Annotated in this window: 23 protein-coding genes; 18 read left to right on the top strand and 5 right to left on the bottom strand. The window is 44.6% G+C overall.

The genetic code is table 11. From position 1 onward, the window contains the following. The first annotated feature begins 110 nt into the window (after positions 1 to 110). The 6 genes from OCV56_RS05195 to OCV56_RS05220 all read left to right on the top strand — a co-directional run bounded on the left by OCV56_RS05195 (position 111) and on the right by OCV56_RS05220 (position 6,019). On the top strand, positions 111 to 1,502 hold the full coding sequence (locus OCV56_RS05195) for a COG3014 family protein (protein ID WP_086712219.1): 1,392 nt from the start codon (positions 111 to 113) through the stop codon (positions 1,500 to 1,502). Next, positions 1,502 to 1,885: a YcfL family protein gene (locus OCV56_RS05200; RefSeq protein ID WP_017060222.1), complete on the top strand. Its 384-nt coding sequence runs from the start codon at positions 1,502 to 1,504 to the stop codon at positions 1,883 to 1,885. The genes OCV56_RS05195 and OCV56_RS05200 overlap by 1 nt, the downstream gene beginning before the upstream one ends. A gap of 87 nt (positions 1,886 to 1,972) precedes the next feature. After that, positions 1,973 to 2,563, top strand: a complete 591-nt coding sequence (gene lpoB / locus OCV56_RS05205) for a penicillin-binding protein activator LpoB (protein ID WP_017107631.1) — start codon at positions 1,973 to 1,975, stop codon at positions 2,561 to 2,563. A 154-nt stretch (positions 2,564 to 2,717) separates the two neighbouring features. Then, the gene (locus OCV56_RS05210; RefSeq protein ID WP_086712218.1) at positions 2,718 to 3,572 is read left to right on the top strand and encodes a phosphotransferase; all 855 of its coding nucleotides are present in this window, start codon (positions 2,718 to 2,720) and stop codon (positions 3,570 to 3,572) included. 108 nt (positions 3,573 to 3,680) lie between these two features. Then, positions 3,681 to 4,220, top strand: coding sequence for an alpha/beta hydrolase YcfP (ycfP, locus tag OCV56_RS05215; RefSeq protein ID WP_086712217.1), 540 nt, complete (start codon positions 3,681 to 3,683; stop codon positions 4,218 to 4,220). Positions 4,221 to 4,729: 509 nt separating this feature from the next. Next, entirely contained in the window at positions 4,730 to 6,019 is a 1,290-nt protein-coding gene (locus tag OCV56_RS05220) for an NAD(P)/FAD-dependent oxidoreductase (protein ID WP_086712215.1), read from the top strand. Between the two features lie 131 nt (positions 6,020 to 6,150). On the opposite strand, the gene OCV56_RS05225 is transcribed toward OCV56_RS05220, so the two are convergent. From OCV56_RS05225 to OCV56_RS05240, 4 genes are all read right to left on the bottom strand, one after another. Next, positions 6,151 to 6,696 carry a GNAT family N-acetyltransferase gene (locus OCV56_RS05225; protein WP_086712214.1) on the bottom strand — a complete coding sequence of 182 codons (546 nt, stop codon included), beginning with the start codon at positions 6,694 to 6,696 and terminating at the stop codon, positions 6,151 to 6,153. A 147-nt stretch (positions 6,697 to 6,843) separates the two neighbouring features. Next, positions 6,844 to 7,611 (bottom strand): peptidoglycan binding protein CsiV, encoded by a 768-nt coding sequence (locus OCV56_RS05230; protein ID WP_086712213.1) that lies wholly within the window; start codon positions 7,609 to 7,611, stop codon positions 6,844 to 6,846. Between the two features lie 63 nt (positions 7,612 to 7,674). Continuing rightward, positions 7,675 to 11,136 (bottom strand): transcription-repair coupling factor, encoded by a 3,462-nt coding sequence (gene mfd / locus OCV56_RS05235; protein WP_086712212.1) that lies wholly within the window; start codon positions 11,134 to 11,136, stop codon positions 7,675 to 7,677. 6 nt (positions 11,137 to 11,142) lie between these two features. Beyond that, positions 11,143 to 11,712, bottom strand: coding sequence for a PilZ domain-containing protein (locus OCV56_RS05240; RefSeq protein ID WP_086712211.1), 570 nt, complete (start codon positions 11,710 to 11,712; stop codon positions 11,143 to 11,145). A 227-nt stretch (positions 11,713 to 11,939) separates the two neighbouring features. Here OCV56_RS05240 and lolC point away from each other — a divergent pair, with 227 nt between their 5' ends. The 3 genes from lolC to lolE are packed head-to-tail and all read left to right on the top strand — an operon-like array spanning position 11,940 to position 15,078. Next, complete coding sequence (lolC, locus tag OCV56_RS05245) at positions 11,940 to 13,148, top strand: lipoprotein-releasing ABC transporter permease subunit LolC (protein ID WP_086712210.1); 1,209 nt, start codon at positions 11,940 to 11,942, stop codon at positions 13,146 to 13,148. After that, on the top strand, positions 13,141 to 13,833 hold the full coding sequence (lolD, locus tag OCV56_RS05250; protein WP_086712209.1) for a lipoprotein-releasing ABC transporter ATP-binding protein LolD: 693 nt from the start codon (positions 13,141 to 13,143) through the stop codon (positions 13,831 to 13,833). The genes lolC and lolD overlap by 8 nt, the downstream gene beginning before the upstream one ends. After that, positions 13,834 to 15,078, top strand: a complete 1,245-nt coding sequence (gene lolE / locus OCV56_RS05255; RefSeq protein WP_086712208.1) for a lipoprotein-releasing ABC transporter permease subunit LolE — start codon at positions 13,834 to 13,836, stop codon at positions 15,076 to 15,078. It begins immediately after the preceding gene. A gap of 169 nt (positions 15,079 to 15,247) precedes the next feature. On the opposite strand, the gene OCV56_RS05260 is transcribed toward lolE, so the two are convergent. Next, complete coding sequence (locus OCV56_RS05260) at positions 15,248 to 15,760, bottom strand: DUF2062 domain-containing protein (RefSeq protein WP_086712207.1); 513 nt, start codon at positions 15,758 to 15,760, stop codon at positions 15,248 to 15,250. Between the two features lie 17 nt (positions 15,761 to 15,777). Between OCV56_RS05260 and OCV56_RS05265 the strand changes: the two genes are divergently transcribed. From OCV56_RS05265 to OCV56_RS05305, 9 genes are all read left to right on the top strand, one after another. Next, entirely contained in the window at positions 15,778 to 18,099 is a 2,322-nt protein-coding gene (locus OCV56_RS05265) for a DNA internalization-related competence protein ComEC/Rec2 (protein WP_086712206.1), read from the top strand. A 31-nt stretch (positions 18,100 to 18,130) separates the two neighbouring features. Continuing rightward, on the top strand, positions 18,131 to 19,879 hold the full coding sequence (gene msbA / locus OCV56_RS05270) for a lipid A ABC transporter ATP-binding protein/permease MsbA (RefSeq protein WP_086712205.1): 1,749 nt from the start codon (positions 18,131 to 18,133) through the stop codon (positions 19,877 to 19,879). Positions 19,880 to 19,894: 15 nt separating this feature from the next. Beyond that, positions 19,895 to 20,902 (top strand): tetraacyldisaccharide 4'-kinase, encoded by a 1,008-nt coding sequence (gene lpxK, locus OCV56_RS05275; protein WP_086712204.1) that lies wholly within the window; start codon positions 19,895 to 19,897, stop codon positions 20,900 to 20,902. Next, on the top strand, positions 20,883 to 21,062 hold the full coding sequence (locus OCV56_RS05280; RefSeq protein WP_086712203.1) for a Trm112 family protein: 180 nt from the start codon (positions 20,883 to 20,885) through the stop codon (positions 21,060 to 21,062). Before lpxK ends, OCV56_RS05280 begins: the two co-directional genes overlap by 20 nt. Continuing rightward, entirely contained in the window at positions 21,062 to 21,808 is a 747-nt protein-coding gene (kdsB, locus tag OCV56_RS05285) for a 3-deoxy-manno-octulosonate cytidylyltransferase (RefSeq protein ID WP_086712202.1), read from the top strand. Before OCV56_RS05280 ends, kdsB begins: the two co-directional genes overlap by 1 nt. Positions 21,809 to 22,084: 276 nt before the next feature. Further along, positions 22,085 to 22,765 (top strand): (d)CMP kinase, encoded by a 681-nt coding sequence (gene cmk, locus OCV56_RS05290; protein ID WP_086712201.1) that lies wholly within the window; start codon positions 22,085 to 22,087, stop codon positions 22,763 to 22,765. Positions 22,766 to 22,871: 106 nt separating this feature from the next. Next, positions 22,872 to 24,542: a 30S ribosomal protein S1 gene (gene rpsA, locus OCV56_RS05295; RefSeq protein WP_010439921.1), complete on the top strand. Its 1,671-nt coding sequence runs from the start codon at positions 22,872 to 22,874 to the stop codon at positions 24,540 to 24,542. A 121-nt stretch (positions 24,543 to 24,663) separates the two neighbouring features. Continuing rightward, positions 24,664 to 24,948 (top strand): integration host factor subunit beta, encoded by a 285-nt coding sequence (gene ihfB / locus OCV56_RS05300; RefSeq protein ID WP_017060238.1) that lies wholly within the window; start codon positions 24,664 to 24,666, stop codon positions 24,946 to 24,948. Between the two features lie 129 nt (positions 24,949 to 25,077). Next, entirely contained in the window at positions 25,078 to 25,350 is a 273-nt protein-coding gene (locus tag OCV56_RS05305) for a LapA family protein (protein WP_086712200.1), read from the top strand. Positions 25,351 to 25,360 lie beyond the last annotated feature (10 nt).

Below are 25,360 nucleotides of genomic sequence, written 5' to 3' on the forward strand. Positions count from 1 at the left end.
CAGAGTCCGATTAAGCAAGTATTTACTTGCTTGAGATCCTTTTTTCAGCAGGTTTCGTTTTGATAACGAGACCATTGAAGTTGGCATTTAAACATTTACGGAGACGATAAGTGAAGCAACAGTTTAGATTCGCTTCCATTGCCCTGTTATCGGCGTTGACTGTAGGTTGTGCGAGTATGTCTGCAGGAAGCCTGTTCAGCCATTACAGCGCGCAAAACAAAGCGATCTACCAAGCCGTTAAATCTGGAGATTATTCAGAGGCTCAGCAAGAGCTACCAGATTACGCGGCAGGCGATATTCTTGATAACTTTGAAAGAGGCAGAATTAATCTGCTGGATCAAAAATACCCTGAGAGTAAGTCTTCGTTTGAAGTGGCTGATCAGGCGGTTACTGAGCAGCAACGAAAAGCTGTGATCTCAATCTCAGACAGTGCAACCAGTGTGGGTGCGTTGGCTGTGAATGACAATATTACCGAGTATGTGCCAGCCGATTACGAGTTGGGCTTTCTTCATTTGTATCTCGGTTTAAATTACCTCAAGAAAAATGATTTAGAAGGTGCGGTGATCGAAATGCGTCGCGCCAACCAAGTTCAAGAACAAGCAAAGAAGCAACGTGAAGCTGAGTTAGACAAAGCAGCCAACGATGCGAAGAAGCAGGGTTTGTCTGCCAATGTGGGTAGCATCCTTGCCAATTACCCTGATGCGGGTAAAAAGCTGCAGTCGGTACAGAATGCGTATCTGATGTTCTTGTCTGGTCTGCTTTATGAAGCTTCAAATGATTTGAACAGTGCCTACGTTGATTATCGTCGTGCTTTGGCTGTGATGCCAGATAACCAAGAAATCATTGATAGAACTATGGCAACAGCCGCTCGTTTAGGGATGCGACAAGATTTAGCGACATTAGAAAAACGCTACAAGCAGTCTTCTAAACTTAGTAAAGGTGAAGGGCGCGTAATTGTTCTTCAAGAGCAAAGTGCTGTTCAAGCAATGGACAGTTGGCGATTAGATTTACCTGTTTATGACAGTCGCGATCAGGGGGCAATATACTCTCTTGCGCTGCCCTATTACCCGAGTCAAAACGTAGAGCGTTTTTCTCCGTTGCGAATCAGTGGGCAGCCGCTTCAAGAGCACTTAATCACTGACGTAAATGCCATGGCTCAGAACGATCTATCTGAGCGTATGACGAGCATTGTTATTCGCCAAGCGCTACGTGTCGTCGCCAAAGATCGTATTCGTAAAGAAGCAACCAAAGGCGATGATGTCGGCAATATTCTGTTCAACGTGTGGAACACATTGACAGAGCAACCAGACACTCGCAGCTGGCAATCATTACCAGCAGAGATTAAGAGCAGCACGTTTGTAGCAAACAGCGGTCAATATACGTTGGATGCGGGTGCTAAAACGTACGACTTTGATATTCGAGAAGGGCAGACCACTTTGGTGTGGATTTCTCGACAAGGTAACAACGCAACAATGTGGCATAAACAGCTAGGGAGGCTGTAATGAAAAAGTGGTTAGTGAGCTTAGCAGCGGTTATGGCTCTGGCTGGTTGTGCTGATAATACAGCTGGCGTAAGAGTTGATAGTCTGACTCAGAACGTTTTCTTTGGTGACAAGGTATTGGGCAGCCGCTTACAGGTTGAAGATATCCGCACCGATCTCGTCGACGGTCATACGCGAGGAATCGTTCGCTTAAACAGTAATTATAAAGGCGATCAACATATCCTTTATCGTTTTTACTGGTACGACGATGCCGGGCTTGAGGTCAACCTAAAGCAAGGTCCTTGGAAGCAAGCAATTGTTCGTGGTTTTGAAAGTATTTCGTTGTCGGAAGTGTCGGTAAACCCGAAAGCGACTCAGTTTAGAGTTCAGTTCCGAGAGCAGTAAGTTAGATAAAACGGATCTAATGATTCGTAAATACAAGAGTTTAAGAGTGTGGGGAAACTCCGCTCACTGATAAGTTGAGGAAACAAAATGAAAAAGAGTGTCATTGCGCTACTAGGTTTAGCGGTTATTTTAGGCGGTTGTTCAAACAAGGTAAGCTACGGTGATGCACAAGCAGTAGAAACCACGACAATCGATTTTGGTTCAACTGACCTTCAAACGATTGCGGGTGAAATGGTCGATAGCATGATGGCGTCTGGTTCTGTGTCTTACATTACTCGTGAACAGCGTCCAATCGTGTTTGTTGAGCGCATCAAGAACAAAACAAGTGAGCACATTGATACTGAGTCAATCACTGACACTATCAGTACTAAAATGCTGAACTCTGGTAAGTTCCGTTTCGTTGATATGGACCGTGTAGAGTCTGTTCGTGATCAACTGAACTTCCAAAACAACGATGAGCTTGTAAATCAAAGCTCAGCGATTCAGTTCGGTAAAATGGTTGGCGCTCAGTACATGCTGTACGGTAATCTATCAAGCATCGTTAAGAAAGACGGTAGCGATGAAGACGTATACTACAAAATGACGATGCGTCTAATGGATCTTGAGTCTGGCTTAATTGAGTGGGCTGACGAGACTGAAATCCGTAAGCAACAATCTAAGAGCCTACTAGGCCTTTAATTTCGCTTACTCGCCAACTAAACGTAGCCAGGATTGACAGCGTTTAGCTTGGTCACACGCCAATGCAGTGCATGATGTGCTGTTTATGAAGAGACACTGGCTTTTGGTCAGTGTCTTTTTTGTAGGTAATGAAGACGTTTATGGGGAATGAGCAATGGCAATTTTTTCTTGGTCTGAGGCTAAGCTTCTTGATACTAGTTTGAGTTCGCTTGATGGTTACTTTTCTGAGCCTCCAGTTAGAGCGCAGACATTAACAGGCGGTTTGACCAATCGATGTTGGAAGTTGGTTTCAGCCAATGGCACAGCCTATGTGTGGCGTCCAATCACACCGATCACTAAAGCCTTCTTTATCTCTCGTCATGAAGAGTACCAAGTGTTGTCGGCAATTGAGCGTCTTGGCATCGGGCCAAGCCCAATGGTGGTGAATGAGCAGGGTTTATTGGTTGAGTGGATTGCGGGTGAGACACTTTACGACGATCTAGACCTCGATGACCTGTTGAAAACGCTGCTCTCAGTACATCTGGTTAATACTGCGCGATTACCACTACAACCATTCAGTTTCACGGCGCGAGTAGACCACTATTGGTTGCAGCTTGATGCGATTCATAAGACCGAAGTCTGCACTAAAATTTATCAAGAGTGGCGTGTGGCCCCGAGTATTACTAATGTTGACCTGTCTTTATGCCATTTTGACTTAGGTGGTTATAACCTAGTGAAAAATAGTGATGGGATTAAGATTATTGATTGGGAATACGCTGCGCTAGCAGACCCTAGGCTCGACTTAACCTTGACCATTGCTGTTGCCGGAGTGCCGGTCACTGACGCGGTTGAGAAGTACTGTCAGTTGCGAGGTATTCATGATGTTCAGGCATGGCTCGACGGTGTAGAAGCTTGGTTACCAAGAAGCCAAATGATGGCGATGCTGTGGTATTTACTTGCTCATCAGCTATGGGGAGATGAAAGTTATCTTCGTGAGGCAGAGGCTCTGAGTCACACTTTATGTAGCTAGGATCACGTTTAGGAAGTGAAAAATATAATTTATCAGCTGTGACCTTTAAAACCTTGTTTTTCGTGTTAGATTGATCAAAACGTACCAATATTCAACGGGGGAGGTACAATGATTATCTATCTACATGGCTTCGACTCAACAAGCCCGGGCAATCACGAAAAAATACTGCAGTTGCAATTCATTGATGATGACGTTCGTTTCATTAACTACAGTACTTTGCATCCAAAACACGATATGCAGCACTTGCTAAAGGAAGTGCATAAAGTGATAGAGCAATCCGATGATCCGCATCCAATTATTTGTGGTGTCGGTTTAGGTGGCTTTTGGTCTGAGCGTATTGGTTTCTTATGTGGGATCAAGCAGGTGGTGTTCAATCCTAATCTTCACCCTGAGAACAACATGGTAGGTCGAATTGACCGTCCAGAAGAGTATGAAGATATCGCGACCAAGTGTGTCGAGCAGTACCGAATGAAAAACAAAGGACGCTGTTTAGTGGTGCTTTCTCGTGAAGATGAAATTCACGACAATACCAAAACAGCTGCCGCGCTCGAAGACTACTACGATGTGATTTGGGATGAAAAAGAGAGCCATAAATTCAAAAAAATCTCTCAACACCTTCAGGCAATGAAAGCGTTTAAGAACGCCTGATCACTCCGATTATTTTATAAAAGCAGCACTCATTTAAGTGCTGCTTTTTCACATCTGAATCTTAGATATTGGTATTGATAAAGCAGTTGTATATGTTTTATCGACCAGTTTACGCATTTATAGATAAGTTTGCGCAAACGTTAACTAATTAGCCGCGAATCCTCATTGCGGGTAAGGATTTTTGTTGCGGTCATCTTTTTGCTATATATAATGTTCCTAAGCAAAATATTTTGACAAATATCAAAAAAAATTGAGAGCAAGTGAAAAACTTGCCCATAATTTGCGTTCTATCCCTCAGGTAGGCGCCTTTTTTATCCATGTGAGCAAAGCGATAAACGAATGTTTGTTGTTTGTAATCCCTCTTACTACTCGGTGAGCTGTCGTTATTCATTTTCGCGGTTATCCAATATGTCACAGCCTTATCAACAAGGCCGAGTAGATACATAGAATTTATCGGTTGGAGCAATCGGGCCGAACCCCATTTATTCATTTTGTAGAGGATTGTCATTGTGACAAAAATTATCGTAGTAGGCGGCGGTGCTGGTGGTTTAGAGCTAGCAACTAAGCTAGGCCGAACTTTAGGCCGTAAGAAACGTGCCCAGATCACTCTGGTAGACCGTAAAGCAAGCCACCTATGGAAACCATTACTTCATGAAGTAGCAACTGGCTCACTGGATGAAGGTGTTGATGCACTAAGCTACCGCGCACACGCAAAAAACCATTACTTCGACTTCCAAATGGGCAGCCTGAACGACATCGATCGTGAACGTAAAGTGATTGCACTGAGCGAACTGAAAGATGAGCACGGCGAGCTGTTGATGCCAAGCCGTGAACTTGAATACGATATTCTTGTTATGGCACTAGGTTCAACGTCGAACGACTTCAACACTCCTGGCGTTCGTGATAACTGCATTTTCCTCGATAGCCCAGAACAAGCGCACCGTTTCCGTACTGAAATGAACAACCAGTTCTTAAAACTTCACGCTAAGAACGGTCAAGGTACGGTAGACATCGCGATTGTTGGTGCTGGTGCAACGGGCGTAGAGCTTTCTGCAGAGCTACATAACGCGGTAAAAGAGCTTCGCACTTACGGTTTCGGCGACCTAGATTCCAGCAAGTTGAACGTCAACCTTGTTGAAGCGGGTGAACGTATTCTTCCTGCTCTTCCTCCTCGTATTTCAAGCGCCGCACACTCTGAGCTAACTAAGCTTGGTGTAAACGTTCGTACTAATACTATGGTGACGCAAGCTGATTCTGATGGTCTAACAACCAAAGACGGTGACAAGATCCCTGCTCAAATCATGGTATGGGCAGCAGGTATTAAAGCGCCAGATTTCATGAAAGATATTGGTGGCCTTGAGACTAACCGTATCAACCAATTGGTTGTGAAAAATACGCTGCAAACCACGCTTGACGACAGTATCTTTGCTATCGGTGACTTGGCACAATGTACACAAGCGGATGGTTCATTCGTTCCACCACGTGCACAAGCGGCTCACCAAATGGCAAGTTGTGCATTTAGCAACATCATTGCTAAGTTGAATGGCCGTGACCTGAAAGACTATATCTACAAAGATAAAGGCTCACTGGTTTCACTAAGCCGTTTTTCTACAGTGGGTAGCTTGATGGGTAACCTGACTAAAGGTTCGATGATGGTTGAAGGTCGTATTGCTCGCGTGGTTTACATCTCTTTGTACCGCATGCACCAGATGGCGCTTCACGGCTTGATCAAAACATCACTGATGATGTTGGTTGGTCGTATTAACCGTGTACTTCGTCCAAACTTAAAGCTTCACTAATCAGCTAAGCCTGATAAATAGCTTCATGTTGATAATAAAAAAGAGCTCTTAGGAGCTCTTTTTTGATCGTGTCAGTTAAGTGAGATTTACCCAGTTTAGTGTTATTTGCGCTTATCACTGAGCAGCAACGGTTAAGCCGTTGGCGGTAATACTGAGTAAACGATGCCATCTTTCGGCTTTCCGTTAAAGATAAATCGATTCTTGGCGATGGTTTCTCGCTCTGCACCACACCTCTCTATCAGCTTTTGGCTTGGTAGATTTTCGGTATCACAAACGATCTCCAAGCGCGTTAGCTTAAGCTGAGCAAAGCAGAATTCAAACAAGGCTAGCATCGCTTCTTTGGCAATACCTCTCCTTTGAAATTCGTCACCGACCCAATAACCTAAACTTGCCATATTGAAGGTGTGGTAAAGCTCATTGATCGCCACCATTCCGACCAGCTTATCGGTTTTTTGCTCAAAGATACCAAAACCAAACGCATCGGCTTTTACCCAATTGAGGCGAGTTGCCAGAATGAATTTTTCGGCTTCGACGATAGAAAACTCATCATGACACCAGTCTACCCAAGGTAATAAGCTTGGTGAAGATTTGATCAGTTGAGCAAACTCTTTAGCATCTGAGGGTTCAATGATTTTGAGGCTTAGATTCTGTGTATTGATCTGAAAGTCTGGGCTCATAGGACGCACCAAATTATGTGTAACGGCTAATAAAACGCCCTCATAATGGAGGGCGTATTGAATGCTTAATTCAACTTCAATGCTTTATACCAAGTTCCACTCTCTGTAAGAGTAGTTGAGCTGCTAGTTGAAGACTGATTACATGGCTTATTGAGCGACGCGACGTACTTGAATCACCATGCCAAGAAGCGGGTGGTCTAGGTAGTGAGTCTCTGTACTGCGCATGCGACGTTTTTGGTCCATACGGTAGCTCTTAAGGAACTCCTGCACTTCTACGGTCGGAGATATCTCGGTAAGGTTACCCACCTGAACATTGCTCTCTGCACCACTTACTGGCGAGTCTAGTTCGATTTGCTGTTCTTGTAGAGTCACTTCACGAACGCTTGGCGCTTTCAAATCGAGTGTCGTTTCTGCATATAGGTAGTGCTGCACGTAGATTTGAAGTTTGCCATCTAACTCGTAAAGCGGCTTATCAATCGTCTCTTCTTGGAAGCCATCCGGGTTTGATGCAGTCACAGCGCCTTTCTCAGAACCGTCCGCATTAAACTGTTTAGAGAAGTCTTTACCTGCTTGAATGTGGAAAACAGGTGCTGAACTCTTACCTTGGTCACCTTGACGCCAAGCAGTATGCATCAGAACTTCAAAGCCTGCGTGTTTGCGTAGCTTGTCTTTCTGAGGTGTTAACTTGTATTCCGAGTAAGGAAGCATCTGCACGCCTTTCTTCGCTCGGTATTGGGTATCTTGAAATGAACCAACGCGCTCAAGTGAAATCTTTGGCTGTGTGTTTGGCCAAGATTCATTCACTTTCTCTGCATCAACAGCGCGCTTAAAAATGATCACTTCTATATCAAATTGTCTCTGTGCCAAACTTGGCAGTGAGACGAACAATAGTAGCAGTGGGATCAGTCTTTTCATTTTTACTCCGTCTTCCAGCCGAACTACCGGCTGGATAATTTATATGTGCAAGTGGGTTGGGTCTTATGCTGAAGGCAGCAAGTTTTGTCTGAATTCGCCCAATAAATCACTAACAAATTGAATTCGTTTCCGTCTGTCGACCAATGGTATCGTAAACTTGAACTTTGTTGGTCCTTCCATTGAAAACTTTTGCGGTTGAGATTGCAACAGTTTAACAAGGTAGGCTGGGTTTATGTCAGCATCCGGGTAGAATTCTAAGAATCCCCCCTTATCGTGAGCTTCAATTTTTTTAGCCTTGATAGACGCCGCGGCTAATTTTAGCTCTGAAACTGACAACAAGTTTTTGGTTGCATCAGGCAGAAGGCCGAAGCGATCAATCAGCTCGACTTTCAACTCTGCCAGTTCATCTGTGTTGTTCACACTCGCTATACGTTTGTAGGTTGATAAGCGCGTGTTGATGTCTGGGATGTAGTCATCTGGCAATAGTGCTGGCAGACGCATTTCAATTTCAGTTTGTTCACGCAGTAGGTCATCAAGTGACGGTTCTCGACCTTCTTTCAATGCTTCAACCGCCTGTTCAAGCATTTCCATGTACAAGGTGAAACCAACCGACTGGATTTGGCCACTCTGTTCATCACCTAACAGTTCGCCTGCGCCACGAATCTCTAAGTCATGGGTTGCTAGAGTAAAGCCTGCGCCCAAGTCTTCGAGTGAAGCAATCGCATCTAATCGCTTGATCGCATCTTTGGTCATTGCTTTAGGATGCGGCGTTAACAAGTAAGCATAAGCTTGGTGGTGAGAACGACCCACACGACCACGCAATTGGTGAAGCTGTGCCAAGCCAAGGTTATCGGCTCTGTCCATTAAGATAGTATTGGCCGTTGGTACATCGATACCTGTTTCGATGATGGTTGTACACACCAACAAGTTAAAGCGTTGGTGGTAGAAGTCATTCATGATGCGTTCTAGTTCGCGTTCTCGCATTTGACCGTGTGCGACGGTCACACGCGCCTCTGGAATCAGTTTCTGTAGTGATTCAGCCGTTTTCTCAATCGTATCGACTTGGTTGTGCAGGAAGTAAACCTGACCACCACGCATGATTTCACGCAGTACTGCCTCTCTAACGATCGCGTCATCACTCTCGCGAACAAAGGTCTTAATTGCCAAGCGTCGTGCGGGTGGTGTGGCGATGATCGAAAGGTCGCGCATACCACTCATGGCCATGTTTAATGTCCGTGGTATTGGTGTTGCAGTTAGCGTTAGGATGTCGACATCGGCACGCATTGCTTTCACTTTCTCTTTCTGGCGCACACCGAAGCGGTGTTCTTCATCGACAACCAATAAGCCAAGATCTTTGAATTTAATCTCACTCGAAAGTAGCTTGTGAGTACCAACCAAGATGTCGACCTTACCGTCGGCGACATCTTGCATGATTAACTTCTGCTCTTTAGCTGATTTAAATCGCGATAGCACTTCAACACGAATTGGTAAGTTAGCGAAACGGTCTCGGAAGTTTTCGAAGTGTTGCTGAGCTAGTAGGGTAGTCGGAACCAAAACCGCCACTTGTTTGCTGTTATCCGTACAAACGAATGCCGCGCGCATCGCTACTTCTGTCTTACCAAAACCAACATCACCACATACTAATCGGTCCATGGCTTTTGCTTGGCACATATCAGACATAACGGCATTGATGGCTATTGCTTGATCATCGGTTTCTTCAAATGGGAAGCCTGACTTGAAAGTCGCATATTGGCCACGGTCGAGCACAAATTTGTAGCCAGGTTTTAGCTCACGCTTAGCGTAAACATCAAGTAGCTCTGCTGCAACGTCACGTACTTTCTCTGCGGCGCGTTTACGAGCTTTTTGCCAAGCTTCGCCACCGAGTTTATGTAAAGGTGCGGAGTCTTCTGCGCCGCCAGAGTAACGTCCGATTAAGTTCAAAGAAGCAACAGGTACGTATAACTTGGCATCGTTTTGATACTCAAGGGTTACGTATTCGGTTTTCATACCACCCGCTTCGAGAGTCTGCAGGCCGATGTAGCGACCAATACCATGGTCAATGTGAACAACAGGTTGACCCGGTTTAAGCTCCGCTAAGTGACGAATTACAGTATCGCTGTTTACGCTTTTCTTGTCTTTCTTACGGCGTTGAATAACACGATCACCTAATAGATCGCTTTCACAGATAAGGGCGATGTTTTGTTCTTCGTGGATAAAACCATGTTCAGCGGAACCGAGAATCAGGCTGAACTTGTCTTTGCCGTTAATAGCTGTATCGAGGTTTTCAACTTCGCTAGGACGAACTTTAATGCCACTGAGTAATTCACTCAGGGCTTCACGACGACCTTCTGATTCAACCGAAAAGACTACTTTACCATCGAAGGCTTCAGTGAACTTTCTTAGGTTTGCAAGTGGCTCTTTATTTTGATGCTGAACGCTGAGGTCAGGCAATGACACGACAGGCAAGTTAGTGCGGCCTGCTTTCTCTTCAATCGACTCTAGGCTTAGGTTGACCTGTGGCTTCTGTTTGAAGTGAGCGAACAGCTCGTCTTTCTTCAACCAAAGTTGCTCAGGCGTCAGCAGTGGTCGTAGTGGATCAACACCACGTTGCTCGTATCGGTGAGCGACATCAGCAAGGAAAGAATCAACAGCGGTTTCTACATCACCCAGAACCAAAAGTTGCGCTTCATCGGCAACATAGTCAAAAAGCGTTTCTGTGTGATCGAAGAACAGCGGTTGCCAATACTCAATACCAGCCGGCCATGTGCCTTTAGATACCTGCATATAAACCGATTCTGGTTCGCGGCGGGCATCAAACTGTTGGCGCCAACGAATACGGAAATCTTCAATTGCCGTTTCTGAAGTTGGGAATTCGTGAGCAGGTAACAGGCGGATCTCAGAGATGTCTTCGATAGAACGTTGGTTTTCTGGATCGAAAGTACGAATGGTGTCGATCTCGTCATCGAAAAAATCGATTCGATAAGGGTCTTTGCTGCCCATCGGGAATAGATCAAGAATAGAACCACGGCTTGCGTATTCACCCGGACCAAACACTTGATCAACGTAACGATAGCCAGATTTTTCAAGCTGCAGGCGCAGTTTCTCTAGTGAGTAAAGATCACCAGTTTTCACCATTAGAGTGTGCTGTAGCAAGAAGTCACGTGGTGATTGGCGCTGGAGTAGCGTGCTGATCGGCACGATCGTGATGCCATCTTTTAGCGTCGGCAATGCGTAAAGGCGCGCGATACGATCTGAAATAATCTCTTGATGTGGCGAGAAGCTATCGTAAGGCAGTGTTTCCCAGTCTGGGAATAGTGCAACTTCGCTCGCCGTAAACTGTTCAATTTCAGATTGCAGCTTAAGTGCAACTTGTGGGTCTGGCACTACAAGTACTGTATGGCTGCTGTGTTGCTCCGCGAGTTTGGCAATGGCAAGAGCGAGAGACGAACCTACTAGGTTACCGATGTGCTTTTTGTCACCGGCACCTTTAAGTTTAGGTAGTGTAAATATGGATTTTTTGGTCATGTTAATTTACTTGTTATCTCGGTCTAGAGAGCGTTGACGCAAGAGTTTCTGTTGTTGATGAAGAGCCGCTTTAATGAGCAGATCTTGGTCGGTATCACGAAGATGAGCGTATTTAAATTTGATTTCGAAACCTGAGTCTTTAGCTTCACTAGCAAACACTTCTGCGTAGCAATAAATAGCCGCAGCAGGGTGCTCTAGAAAAAGTTTGGCTTTTACCAAGCGACCCGGTTCGATGTCTGCTTTTGAAAAGCAGGAAAACTGACTCGCACCAAAGGAATAGGTGTGAGTGCGAAATTTCTCATCATCTTGTTGCGATAACATAAAGCTCAACAAGAGGTTTAATTTTGAGTTTTGTGCATCCAATAAACTGGTGACATTCTTCAAGTCGCTGTTTTTCAGTTCAGCACGAGCACTGTCAGCTAATAGATCCAATTGGCTAAATTCACTTGCCACCACAAATGGTGCTGGGATCTCAGATTCGAACTGAATTTGAGAAGGTAAAGTGAAGCCACTATCCATTGGCTCAACATTAGCGGTAAGGCTATGGTGAACGGTGAAAAACTCTTGTTCTGTCATGCGTTAGTTCCTTGAAGTGATCTATTGATTATCGCTATGTGGCGGCAGTAATCAAGGTCAGTTAATTGAAAGTATCAAATAGTTGTTTGAAATTTGGTGTTTTGACAGGGTTCTGTTTTTCAGACCTAACTAATTGAGTTAATTCACTCTATATTTTCAATTACCCCCTACACAGTAACAGCAATACCCGTTACATTAACCCGCATCCCTTTTTGATGGTCCAAAGTATGTTTCATCCTATTTCAATGTTTGTTGGCCTACGTTATTTAAAAGGTCGTTCAGGTGATCGCTTTAGCCGTTTTGTTTCTTACATGTCGACGGCAGGTATCACCATTGGTGTACTGTCTTTGATTACTGTTTTATCGGTAATGAATGGATTCGAAGCGCAATTAAAAGACCGAATTCTCGGCGTTCTTCCTCAAGCTGTGGTTTATGAGCAGGGTGGTAAGACGCTACTCTCTGAACAGGCCCCTAGTTTTGCTAAGCAGATTTCGCTTAATGGCCACGTTGAACCGATTGTTCGCAGTGAAGCGGTGATTCAGAGCCCGGCTCAATTGTCAGCGGGCCTTTTGATTGGCATCCAACCTAACTCTGATGACCCACTTCAAGACCACTTAATCGCGGGTAGACTTTCTTCACTAAAAGCTGGGCAATATCAGCTGTTCCTTGGTCACACACTGGCGAGAAACCTAAAGGTTTCGATGGGCGACAAGGTTCGTCTAATGGTGACCAGCGCAAGCCAATACACACCACTTGGCCGTATTCCTAGCCAACGTAATTTCACCGTTGCTGGTATTTTCAATACGGGTTCTGATATCGATGCTCAATTGATGGTGACCGATATTAAAGATGCTGGGCGTTTGATGCGCTACAAATCAGACACCATTTCAGGCTGGAGACTGTTTTTTGAAGACCCGTTTGAAGTCGCGGAGTTATCGACTCAACCATTACCTGAAGGTTGGTTGTGGAGTGATTGGCGAGACCAACGTGGTGAGTTATTCCAAGCCGTTCGTATGGAAAAAAACATGATGGGCTTAATGCTTGGGCTTATTATCGGAGTTGCTGCTTTCAATATTATTTCCGCGCTTATCATGGTGGTTATGGAGAAGCAGTCTGAAGTTGCGATTCTTAAAACCCAAGGCATGACCGATGGTCAAGTGATGGGGATCTTTATGGTTCAAGGTGCAAGTAGCGGCGTGATTGGCGCGCTATCAGGTGGCGTGTTAGGCGTTGTATTAGCCATGAACTTGAATACTATTTTAGAGGCGATGGGGGTTGCTCTGTTCTCGTTTGGTGGGCAATTGCCAATCATGATTAACCCAATTCAAATCGCCGTTGTTGTGGTTCTGGCTATTGCACTTAGCTTGATTGCCACTGTTTTCCCTTCTTATCGTGCATCGTCTGTGAAACCTGCTGAGGCCCTTCGTTATGAGTAATTTTCTTCAATGTAATGATATCCGTAAAACGTACCGTGAAGGCTCGTTGGATACCGAAGTCCTTAAAGGTGTCAGCTTTGATATTGAGAAAGGGGAACTGGTTTCTATCATTGGTACCTCTGGTTCAGGTAAGAGTACGCTACTGCATATCTTAGGTGCGCTCGATGATGCCTCTGCTGGCAGTGTGAGTTTTCTTGGTCAAGACTTAGCTAAACTTAGCTCGAACAAGCAGGCTAAGCTGCGCAACCAGCACCTTGGTTTTGTGTATCAGTTCCATCACTTACTATCCGACTTTTCTGCACTAGAAAACGTCGCAATGCCATTGCTAATAGGTGGTGAGAAGCCTGCGAAAGCGAAACAAGAAGCACAGTTGCTACTTGATAAAGTGGGGTTAAGTCATCGAGTTGACCACCGACCTTCTGAGCTTTCTGGTGGTGAGAGACAACGTGTGGCGATTGCTCGTGCATTGGTGAATAAGCCAGCTTTGGTGTTGGCGGATGAGCCGACAGGTAACCTTGACCACAATACCGCACTGTCTATTTACGACTTAATGCGTGAACTAAACCGTGAGTACGATACTGCCTTTTTGGTTGTCACTCACGATGGTGAGCTTGCTGGTAAGATGGATCGCCAACTTCATATGCAAGACGGTTTGCTGGTCAACGTAGAAAAAGAGGAGAGCTAAGTGTTTTCTTCTTTATCTCTATTGATAGGCGGCCGCTTTAGCCGTGCTAAGCAGCGAGACAAGATGGTGTCTTTCATCTCATTGTCTTCTACGATCGGTATTGCGGTTGGTGTGGCGGTGATCATTATCGGTCTGTCAGCCATGAATGGTTTTGAGCGTGAGCTTGAATCGCGCGTGCTGTCGGTTATTCCACATGGTGAGTTTGAAGGAGTCAATGAGCCTGTGACTCGCTGGGAGCATGTGATAGAGCAGTCCGAAAAAAATGACAAAGTCGTTGCAGCTGCGCCTTATGTGAAAATCACAGCGCTGGCTGAGAAGGGCAAAGAGCTCAAAGCGATTGAAGTTCGCGGTGTTGACCCACAGCTTGAGCAACAGGTATCGAGTTTATCGAGTTTCATTGATAAACAAGTTTGGACTGATTTTAAAGCAGGACAGCAGCAGATTATCTTGGGCTCTGGTGTGGCCAATGTTCTAGGTGCGCAAGTGGGTGATTACTTGACCTTAATGATCCCAACAGTCAACGGCTCGGTTAAAGTTCAGGCGCCTAAACGGATACGAGTAAAAGTTGCCGGCTTACTGACGCTCAATGGACAAATTGACCATAGCTTAGCGCTTATTCCGATTGGTGATGCTCAAGTTTACGCGAACTTGGGTGAGGCAGTGACAGGTGTCTCTTTGAAAGTGACTGATGTATTGAATGCCAACTCGATTGTTCGCGAGGTCGGAAATCAGCTAGATGTGTATGTTTATCTGCGCAGTTGGCAACAGAAGTTCGGCTTTCTATATCGAGACATTCAACTGGTTCGCACCATCATGTATCTGGTCATGGTACTGGTAATTGGCGTGGCTTGTTTCAACATTGTCTCTACATTGATGATGGCGGTAAAAGATAGAGCTTCAGAGATCGCAATCTTAAGAACCATGGGCGCTTCCGATGGCTTAGTTAAGCGTATCTTTGTTTGGCAGGGCGTGTTCTCTGGCGTATTAGGTAGCTTAGTCGGTAGTGCGATAGGTGTTTTGGTCGCACTCAATTTGACTACTATTATTAAAGGTCTTGAGAAGCTGATCGATCACCAATTCCTGTCAGGTGATATCTACTTTGTCGACTTCTTGCCATCACAGTTGAATATGATGGATGTCGTTGTTGTATCAGGTACTGCAATCGCTTTAAGTTTGCTAGCGACATGGTATCCAGCATCTCGAGCAGCGAAGCTAAATCCCGCTTCTGTGTTGAGCTCCAAATAACAAATCTACTGTTTCGACAGATATAAAAAGGATCCCTTGTGGGATCCTTTTTTATTGAACTCAAACTGTATTATTTAAGACTTTCATTACATGCCTATCATCTAATGGCTTATAACTTGTCTGATTTTTATCGCTATCCGTTAAAAGTGGAGAGCGCGTCAGTATACGTTCAGTATCTTGCTTGTCGTTTCTTCCAGCTTCTTACCACTGAGTAGCGCCATAAGCCGCGAATGCCGAAATAACCAATCATTGCTGAAATCACACCACAAATCATACAACCCAGCAGGAACGGAGGCCCAATGGTGCTCATTTGAGCCAAAATGAAGTCCCAAGACAGTTCAAAATGAAAGGCTTGCGGCGGAACATGCATAACGAATGCACCTACTTTATAAGCAAAGTAGAACAATACCGGCATGGTTACGGGGTTACTTATCCAAACAAGAGCGACAGCCAGAGGTAAGTTAACACCACATACAACGGCTAGGCCTGCAGACATAATCATTTGGCTTGGTAGAGGGACAAACGCCATGAATAACCCAACAGCAAATGCGCCGGCCGCGGAGCGACGATTAAGGCACCATAAGTTGGGGTTGTACAAAACATTGCCAAAAACTTTTAATGCTTTCTGACGCTTGATGAGCTCATGGTCAGGCATAAATCGTTTGATAAACTTTCTTGGCATAGGAGGAAGCTACTCTCTTGTTTAACACTTGGTTCTTGATTTCATTTGCTGCGACAGTTGTGTCTGCCAGCTTCTGGCCTGTGATGCCACATTGGGTTTGGGCACCATTGATGCTGTTGTTACTGCTAGCATCAACAAAGTATAGCGTTTTCCGGAGAGCAAGAGGTTCAGTAACAGCATTGATACTAGTTATCTGCCTAGGGAATGCGATTGAAATACAAACGAGTCGCTTGTTTCAATCAGGGCAGAATACTACCATAAATGCGTCGGTTGTTAGCCTTTTTAGTGAAAATAGCCGCGGTTTTGAAAGCGTAATAGTAGTCAGATCAATTGGCGGTGAAAAATTAATCTTTCCTCAATTGATAAAATTGCGTTTGTTTACTCCTTTTAAGTTAACACTTGGAGATGATGTCTATCTATCTGCGTCCATAAAGCCGGTATGGGGCAAACTCAATGAAGCAGGCTTTGATCTCGAAAAGTACTTGTTTAGTGCTAGCGTGGTTGCCAATGCAACTTACAAAGCAGATACCAAGTATCGCATTCACTCAAGCACCAACTTGCGCTCCCGGTGGTTTGAAACCAGCCTTGAAAGGTTAAGCCCGTTGGCAAATCAAGACCTCATTATAGCTTTGAGTTTTGGATATCGAGACCTTATTCTCCCAGCGCGGTGGGATTTGCTTAAAAGCACTGGCTTGATTCACTTGATGGCTATCTCGGGGCTCCATATCGGTATTGCCTTTGGTATCGGCTATCAGATTGGCAAGATATTCAGGTTAATTTCACCTTCATGTCTTTGGCTACCTACAATATTCGGGCTTGGCTTGGCGTATTTCTACAGTTGGTTTGCCGGATTCACACTACCAACCTTGAGAGCTTTAGTGATGTGTGTTGTCGCCAGTTATTTCTTGTGGCGTGGGCAGAGTATCAGGTTGCTTCTATATGTCGCTTTAAGTCTGTGCGTGGTTCTTCTGATTTGGCCGTTTTCAACTTTGTCGAGCAGTTTTTGGTTGTCTTTTGGTTCATTGGGTGCGGTTCTCTACATCGCGTTCAATAGTAACAACTCTTCTTCACAACCTACCTTTATCGAACGAGTGCTAAAGCTCATCAAAATTCAGTTTTTGCTGACCTTATTAATTGCTCCGTTTTCGATGTTGTTTTTCAAAGGCGTTAGCTTGATCTCGGTCGGCTACAATTTGCTGCTATTGCCTTGGGTGTCAATGGTGACGATACCTTTGCTGTTTTTATCGATGTTTCTGACTTTGGTCACTGAGTCTTTAGTTGGGGGAAGCGAATCAATGGCTCGTTTCTCTACTCAGTTATGGAAACTGGTTGATTTATCGCTTGAACCCTTGGTGTTTAGCTTGCCTTTCTCTGAACGGTTTTGGATTCAGGTGGATGATCACGTAACCGTGTTGCTCGTTTTTCTTATCTTATTCTTCGGTTTTATTGCTCGATACCTCAAACATGGGGCTGCCGCTGTCATCATTTCTGTATTCCTGTTGTGGTGGGAGTTTGGCAAAGTTAAACAGGACCAGTTAACTATTGATGTCTTGGACGTAGGGCATGGCTTGTCTCTCATCCTTGAAAAGAACAACCAGGTCGTTGCTTACGATCTTGGTAATGCGTGGCCAGGAGGTTCGGTTGTCGAATCCTTGTTGGTCCCAACTTTGAATCAGAGGGGGATTTATGAATTAGAAGGCGTGATTGTGAGTCATTTCGATTCTGACCATGCTGGTGGATATCCAGCTCTACTTGAGAGCTACGATCCTAAGTGGATAAGAGCCAGTCAGAATATTAATCAACAAACACAATCGACCACTCAAACTCAGTCTAATATTCAAGCATGCATTGTTGGTGAGGTGTGGAACTGGCAAGGTCTCGTTTTTGAAGTGTTATGGCCTCCCAAGCGAGTGAAGAGGGCATACAACCCACATTCGTGTGTGGTCAAAATCTCGGATCCAAGTGCTGAGTTCTCAATGTTGCTCACAGGTGATATTGAATTGGTAAGTGAGTGGTTACTTGCTCGTGAAGGTGAACAGCTTAGAAGTGATGTTATGTTGGTTCCGCATCATGGTAGTGATTCGTCATCGATTAAGCCGTTTATTGAGGCTGTGTCACCTCAGTTGGTGATAGCTTCTTTAGCTAAAGGCAATCAATGGGGTATGCCAAGCCAGTCTGTTGTAGAACGTTATCGAGAAACCGGAAGTACGTGGCTAGATACGGGTGAAAGTGGACAAATAACCATCACCATCAGTAAGGAAGGTTGGAAATATCATACGATTAGAGAGGAACAAGGCCGGCAGTGGTATAGGCAGATGCTTCGTAAGGGAGTAGAATAGGTAGATTATTGTGAGAAAATTAAGCGATTTTATGTCAACACAAACAGATGAAACTACCTGGGTCACATTTAAACGACTTTGGACTTATATTCGGCTATATAAGGCTGGTCTTGGTGTTGCGGTTATTGCGCTTATTATAAATGCCGTCTCTGATACCTACATGATTTCTTTGCTAAAGCCACTACTTGATGAAGGCTTTGGTAGTGCAGAATCTGATTTTCTACGCACACTCCCTCTTATTATCTTTGCCATGATGTTCATTCGTGGCGTCAGCGGTTTCGTATCTACCTATTGCTTAAGTTGGGTTTCTGGCAATGTGGTGATGGAAATCCGCCGTAAAATATTCAGTCACTTTATGCACATGCCAGTCTCTTTCTTTGATAAAGAGCAGACGGGCGCACTGCTATCTCGTATTACTTATGACTCAGAGCAAGTCTCTGCTGCAACCAGTAGAGCTCTGGTTAGTATTGTCCGTGAAGGTGCCAGCATCATTGGCTTGTTGACGCTGATGTTCTGGAATAGCTGGCAGTTGTCTTTGGTGCTATTTGCTGTTGCTCCTTTTGTTGCTTGGGCGATCAACATTGTATCGAAACGCTTTAGAAAGATTTCTAAGAACATGCAAACCAGCATGGGTCATGTGGCTTCTTCAGCAGAACAAATGCTGAAAGGCCATAAGGTCGTTCTGACTTACGGTGGTCAAGACTTAGAAAGAGGTCGTTTCGATACCGTTAGTAATCAGATGCGCCAACAAAGTATGAAGTTGGTCACGGCTCAAGCGGCGGCGAACCCAATTATTCAGATGATTGCTTCGATCGCGATTGTGGTTGTTCTTTACTTGGCTAGTATCGATTCTATTAAAGCTGAACTAACGGCTGGTACGTTTACGGTTGTGTTCTCGGCTATGTTTGGTTTGCTACGTCCACTGAAAGCGTTGACTAACGTGACATCTGAGTTCCAACGCGGTATGGCGGCGAGTACGACTCTATTTGGTTTGATGGATCTCGACACAGAACAAAACAAAGGTACGTTGAAACCTGAAACCGTAAGCGGTGAAGTTGCAGTAAAAGATGTGACCTTTACTTACGAGGGCGCAGAGAAACCAGCACTCGATAAGGTGAGCTTCAACATACCGAAAGGTAAGACGGTCGCGCTTGTTGGACGCTCTGGATCTGGTAAGAGCACCATTGCCAACCTATTTACTCGTTTCTATGATGTGGACTCAGGCTCTATTGAACTTGATGGACACGACATCCGAGATTATGAGTTAAAAAATCTTCGTGAACATTTTGCTCTTGTTTCTCAAAATGTGCATCTGTTCAACGATACTGTCGCGAATAATATTGCATATGCAGCTGGTGAGGTTTACTCACGCGAACAAATTGAACACGCGGCTAAGCTTGCTCATGCCACTGAATTTATCAAAGGCATGGAAAATGGAATTGATACGGTTGTGGGTGAGAACGGTGCAAGTTTATCTGGTGGCCAAAGACAACGTATCGCTATTGCAAGAGCGTTGTTAAGAGAAGCTCCAGTATTGATTCTTGATGAGGCGACGTCGGCACTGGATACAGAGTCAGAGAGAGCGATTCAATCTGCATTAGAAGAACTGCAGAAAGACAAAACAGTATTAGTTATTGCACACCGACTCTCTACTATCGAACAAGCCGATGAGATTCTAGTGGTTGATGATGGTCATATTGTAGAAAGGGGTGCACATGCTGAGCTAATCGCTCATGATGGTGCCTATGCTCAACTGCATCGAATTCAGTTCAGCGGATAAGATTAGGTCTTTGTCGTGATAGAAAAGATTTGGTTTAACAATCATCCGTTAAAATACCTTCTTTGGCCGCTATTGTGGCCATTGAGTCTGCTGTTCAAAATGATCAGTGGGCGGCGTCGTGATGCTTATCTATCTGGAAAGAAAGAAACCTATCGACCACCTCTACCTGTAATTGTTGTGGGTAACATTACCGCTGGTGGCAATGGTAAAACGCCTGTTGTGATTTGGCTGGTTGAGATGCTTCAAGCCAACGGTTTTAAACCCGGTGTGGTTTCTCGTGGCTACGGTGCTAAAGCGCCTAGTTACCCTCTGGTTTTGGACGAGAACACGCCCGCTGAACATTCGGGTGATGAACCGCGTCTAATTAGAAAGCGAACTGGTGCGCCGGTAGCGGTTGACCCAGTAAGATCAAACGCGGTGAAGGCTTTATTGAATAAAGGCGTGAATGTCATTATTACTGATGACGGCTTGCAGCATTATGCGCTTGAGCGTGATATTGAGTTTTCAGTTATCGACGGTGTAAGGCGTTTTGGTAACGAGAGTCTGATTCCACTAGGCCCGTTGCGAGAGCCTGTATCGCGTTTAGCTGATGTAGATTTCTTGATTAACAATGGCGGAAAGGCACAAGGGCGAGAGTTCTCAATGTCTTTGGCACCGAGTGAAGCCGTTAATCTAAAGACTGGCCAGAAAAAGCCAGTTTCAGAATTACCAAAGCTGGTGGCTTTTGCTGGGATAGGGCACCCACCGCGCTTTTTCAAAACATTAGACGATCTTGATGGAGATGTGGTTTACACACAAGGCTTCGCCGATCATCAGGATTTTGATAAAGATGAACTTCATACCTTAGCAAAGAAAGGTATGAATATGATTATGACAGAAAAAGACGCTGTAAAATGCGAAGAACACGCTCAAGACAACTGGTGGTATCTTCCAGTTTCTGCGCAGTTTGATGAAAATTCGCAACAGCAAATTTTAAAAAGAATAAAAGAGGTTATGGAATACTATGGATCATCGTCTACTTGAGATCGTTGCTTGTCCTGTTTGTAAAGGTAAACTAACTTTTGACAAGGATAAGCAAGAGCTTATTTGCAAAATTGATCGCCTTGCTTACCCTATTAAAGAGGGTATTCCTGTTCTTCTAGAGCCTGAAGCTCGCACCGTTTCTATGGATGAGGGTAAGTAATGTCTTATACGGTTGTTATACCTGCAAGATACCAATCGAGCCGTTTGCCAGGTAAGCCTCTGGCTGACATTGGTGGAAAGCCGATGATTCAATGGGTATACGAACAGTCAATGAAAGCCGGTGCCGATAAAGTTATCATCGCTACCGATGACGCTCGAGTTGAAAAAGCGGCTAAAGCATTTGGCGCGACTGTGTGTATGACATCACCGAATCATGAGTCAGGTACTGAACGTCTAGCTGAAGTGATTGAAGTCATGCATATTCCTGATGATCATATTATCGTGAATGTTCAAGGTGATGAACCACTTATCCCACCTGCGATCATTAATCAGGTTGCGAACAATCTTGCGAACAGTACAGCCCCGATGGCAACGTTAGGTGTGGAAATCACTCATGTTGATGAAGTGTTTAACCCTAACGCAGTTAAAGTCGTAACCGATAAAGACGGTTATGCCTTGTATTTTAGTCGAGCCACGATCCCATGGGATCGTGATGCTTACGCGAACAACGGTACTGCAGCGGAATCGCCTTTGCTTCGTCATATTGGTATCTACGCTTACCGAGCGGGTTTTATCAATACCTACATCAATTGGGAACCAAGTACCCTTGAGCGTATTGAGTGCCTAGAGCAATTGCGAGTGCTTTGGTACGGTGAAAAAATCCACGTCGACGTTGCGGCTGAAGCACCTGCAGCTGGTGTTGATACGCCTGAAGACCTAGAAGCGGTTCGAGCCATTATTGGCTAAGCTTCTTTGAGCTACTACTTCTTTGCTCTACAAGATGTAAAATCATGAGCCTTGCTTATTGCGAGGCTTTTTTATGCCTATAGAAAATGTCTACGTGTCTTATTGAGCTGAGCTGGTGGGTATTGAGTCGGTTGCATTCGCCAATGCATCATCAACTCTGAATTATCTGAGATTTACCTCGCTCGACTTCCAATTTTTCTCTATAATGTGCCGCCTATAAAGTAGTGGCGAATCGCTAGTACAGAATAAAACTTACGACAAAACGTGGAGTAAAAGATGCCTTCTCAAAGCCCAGTGATTACGGTTGATGGACCAAGTGGTGCAGGTAAAGGTACCCTGTGTATGTTGCTAGCAGATAAGCTAGGTTTTCATCTTCTAGACTCAGGCGCGATTTATCGCGTATTGGCTTTAGCAGCAATTCACCACGGTGTGGATACTGAATCAGAAGATGCTTTGGTACCGCTTGCTACACACTTAGATGTGCAGTTTATTGCTGAAGGTGACTTAGTTAAGGTTATTCTAGAAGGTGAAGATGTGTCTGGTGAGCTTCGTAAAGAAGAGACTGGCATGGCGGCTTCAAAAGTTGCCGCTTTACCTCGTGTTCGCGAAGCATTGCTTCGTCGTCAACGCGCATTCAGCGCTGCGCCTGGTTTGGTTGCAGATGGCCGTGACATGGGAACGGTTGTGTTTCTTGAAGCTGAAGCGAAAATATTTTTAGATGCAAGTGCTGAAGAGCGAGCGAGTCGCCGCCTTAAACAGTTGCAACAGAAGGGGTTAGATGTTAAATTTGACGACCTTTTGAGCGAGATCCAAGAGCGAGATGATCGAGATCGTAATCGCCCAGTGGCGCCACTTCGCCCTGCAGAGGATGCTCTAGTGCTTGACTCCACCTCAATGAATATTGAGCAGGTAGTAGAAAAAGCACTACACTATATTGAATCGAAACTGGCTGGGTAATTTCGCCGAGCTAGTACGAACGTTGGTCGCAAGGATGATGACTGGCGAATTTATCAACCCCATGCGGTAGGATACCCATGGACGTTTAATTATTGAAGATTAAATAATGACTGAATCTTTTGCTCAACTCTTTGAAGAGTTTCTATCTGAAACTGAATTCCAACAAGGCAGTATCGTTAAAGGTACTGTAGTAGCTATCGAGAACGGTTTCGTTCTTGTAGATGCTGGTCTTAAGTCTGAATCTGCTATCCCTGCTGAACAATTCAAGAACGCTGCTGGCGAACTTGAAGTTGAAGTTGGTGCTGAAGTAGACGTAGCTCTAGACGCTGTTGAAGATGGTTTCGGTGAAACTCAACTTTCTCGTGAGAAAGCTAAGCGTCACGAAGCTTGGATCGTACTTGAGAAAGCTTGCGAAGAAGCTGAAACTGTTGTTGGTATCATCAACGGTAAAGTTAAAGGCGGTTTCACTGTTGAACTTAACGGTATCCGTGCTTTCCTTCCAGGTTCTCTAGTAGACGTACGTCCTATCCGTGACACTGCTCACCTAGAAAACAAAGAGCTAGAGTTCAAAGTAATCAAGCTAGACCAGAAGCGTAACAACGTTGTTGTTTCTCGTCGTGCTGTTATCGAATCTGAAAACAGTGTTGAGCGTGACGAACTTCTTGAAACTCTACAAGAAGGTACTGAAGTTAAAGGTATCGTTAAGAACCTTACTGACTACGGTGCATTCGTTGACCTTGGCGGTGTTGACGGTCTTCTACATATCACAGATATGGCTTGGAAGCGCGTTAAGCACCCATCAGAGATCGTTAACGTTGGTGACGAAATCCTAGTTAAAGTTCTTAAGTTCGATCGTGAGCGCACTCGTGTTTCACTAGGTCTTAAGCAACTAGGCGAAGATCCATGGGTAGCAATCGCTAAGCGTTACCCAGAAGGTCACAAGCTTTCTGGTCGTGTTACAAACCTAACTGACTACGGCTGCTTCGTTGAAATCGAAGAAGGCGTTGAAGGTCTAGTACACGTTTCTGAAATGGATTGGACTAACAAGAACATCCACCCTTCTAAAGTTGTTAATGTTGGCGACGAAGTTGAGGTTATGGTTCTTGATATCGACGAAGAACGTCGTCGTATCTCTCTAGGTCTGAAACAGTGTAAAGCTAACCCATGGCAGTCATTTGCAGAAATGCAAGCTAAGGGCGACAAAGTTACTGGTAAGATCAAGTCTATCACTGACTTTGGTATCTTCATCGGTCTAGAAGGCGGTATCGACGGTCTAGTACACCTATCTGACATTTCTTGGAACGCTGCAGGCGAAGAAGCTGTACGTGAATACAAGAAAGGCGACGAAATCTCTGCTGTTGTTCTAGCAGTAGATGCAGAGCGTGAGCGTATTTCTCTTGGCGTTAAGCAAATGGAAAACGACCCGTTCAACGCATACGTTGCTGACAACAAGAAAGGTGTTCTTGTAAACGGTACTGTTACTGCAGTTGACGCGAAAGGCGCTACTATCGAGCTAATCGAAGGCGTTGAAGGTTACATCCGCGCTTCTGAAGTTTCTCGCGACCGTATCGAAGATGCATCTCTAATCCTAAGCGTTGGCGACAGCGTTGAAGCGAAGTTCACAGGTGTAGACCGTAAGAACCGCGTAATCAACCTATCTATCAAAGCTAAAGATGAAGCTGATGAGCAAGAAGCAATGGCTTCACTGAACAAGTCTGAAGAAGGCGCGTTCGGTAACGCAATGGCAGACGCATTCAAAGCTGCTAAAGGCGAATAATAGCTTCTCATTAAGAGAATTATAGCTATCTAGCCAAGAAAGGAGCCGTAAGGCTCCTTTTTTTTTGCTTATTTTTCCGATAGGTCTATAATTTCTAAAAAGAAAACCAACGAGGGTAACTATGACTAAGTCTGAATTGATTGAAAGACTGTGCGCTGAGCAAACGCATCTTTCTGCAAAAGAAATTGAAGACGCTGTAAAAGACATTTTAGAGCATATGGCTTCAACACTAGAAAGTGGTGATCGAATCGAAATTCGCGGTTTTGGCAGCTTTTCTCTGCATTATCGTGAGCCTCGTGTTGGACGTAACCCAAAGACTGGTGACAAAGTAGAGTTAGAAGGTAAATACGTTCCTCACTTCAAACCAGGTAAAGAGCTGCGTGAACGAGTAAACTCAGGAATGTAGCCTACTTATCGGAATTAAGAAAAGCGGCATACTATAATGTATGCCGCTTTTTTATGACCATAATATGGTGGTCTGATTAGTAATTTTCCTGCATAATCGTACAGCTAACCAACCAATGAGTGATGAACTATGAAAATTATAAAAATAGTCGCCGTTATCGCACTTTTCCTAATTGCACTGGCTTTAGGCTCTCAAAACCAAACAACTGTGAATTTCAACTATCTGCTAGCGCAAGGTGACTTCCAGCTATCAAGTTTATTAGGTGTTGTATTCGTTTCAGGCTTCGCCCTAGCTTGGTTAGTCTTTGGTAACATGCACATGCGGTCTCAGCTAAAAATTCATCGCTTGAAGAAGCAACTCAATAAGCAATCAAAGCAGGTCACTGCTGATACTAAAGCTTAAAGGCTATATT

The sequence above is a fragment of the Vibrio gigantis genome (genome assembly GCF_024347515.1).
GTDB lineage: Bacteria > Pseudomonadota > Gammaproteobacteria > Enterobacterales > Vibrionaceae > Vibrio > Vibrio gigantis.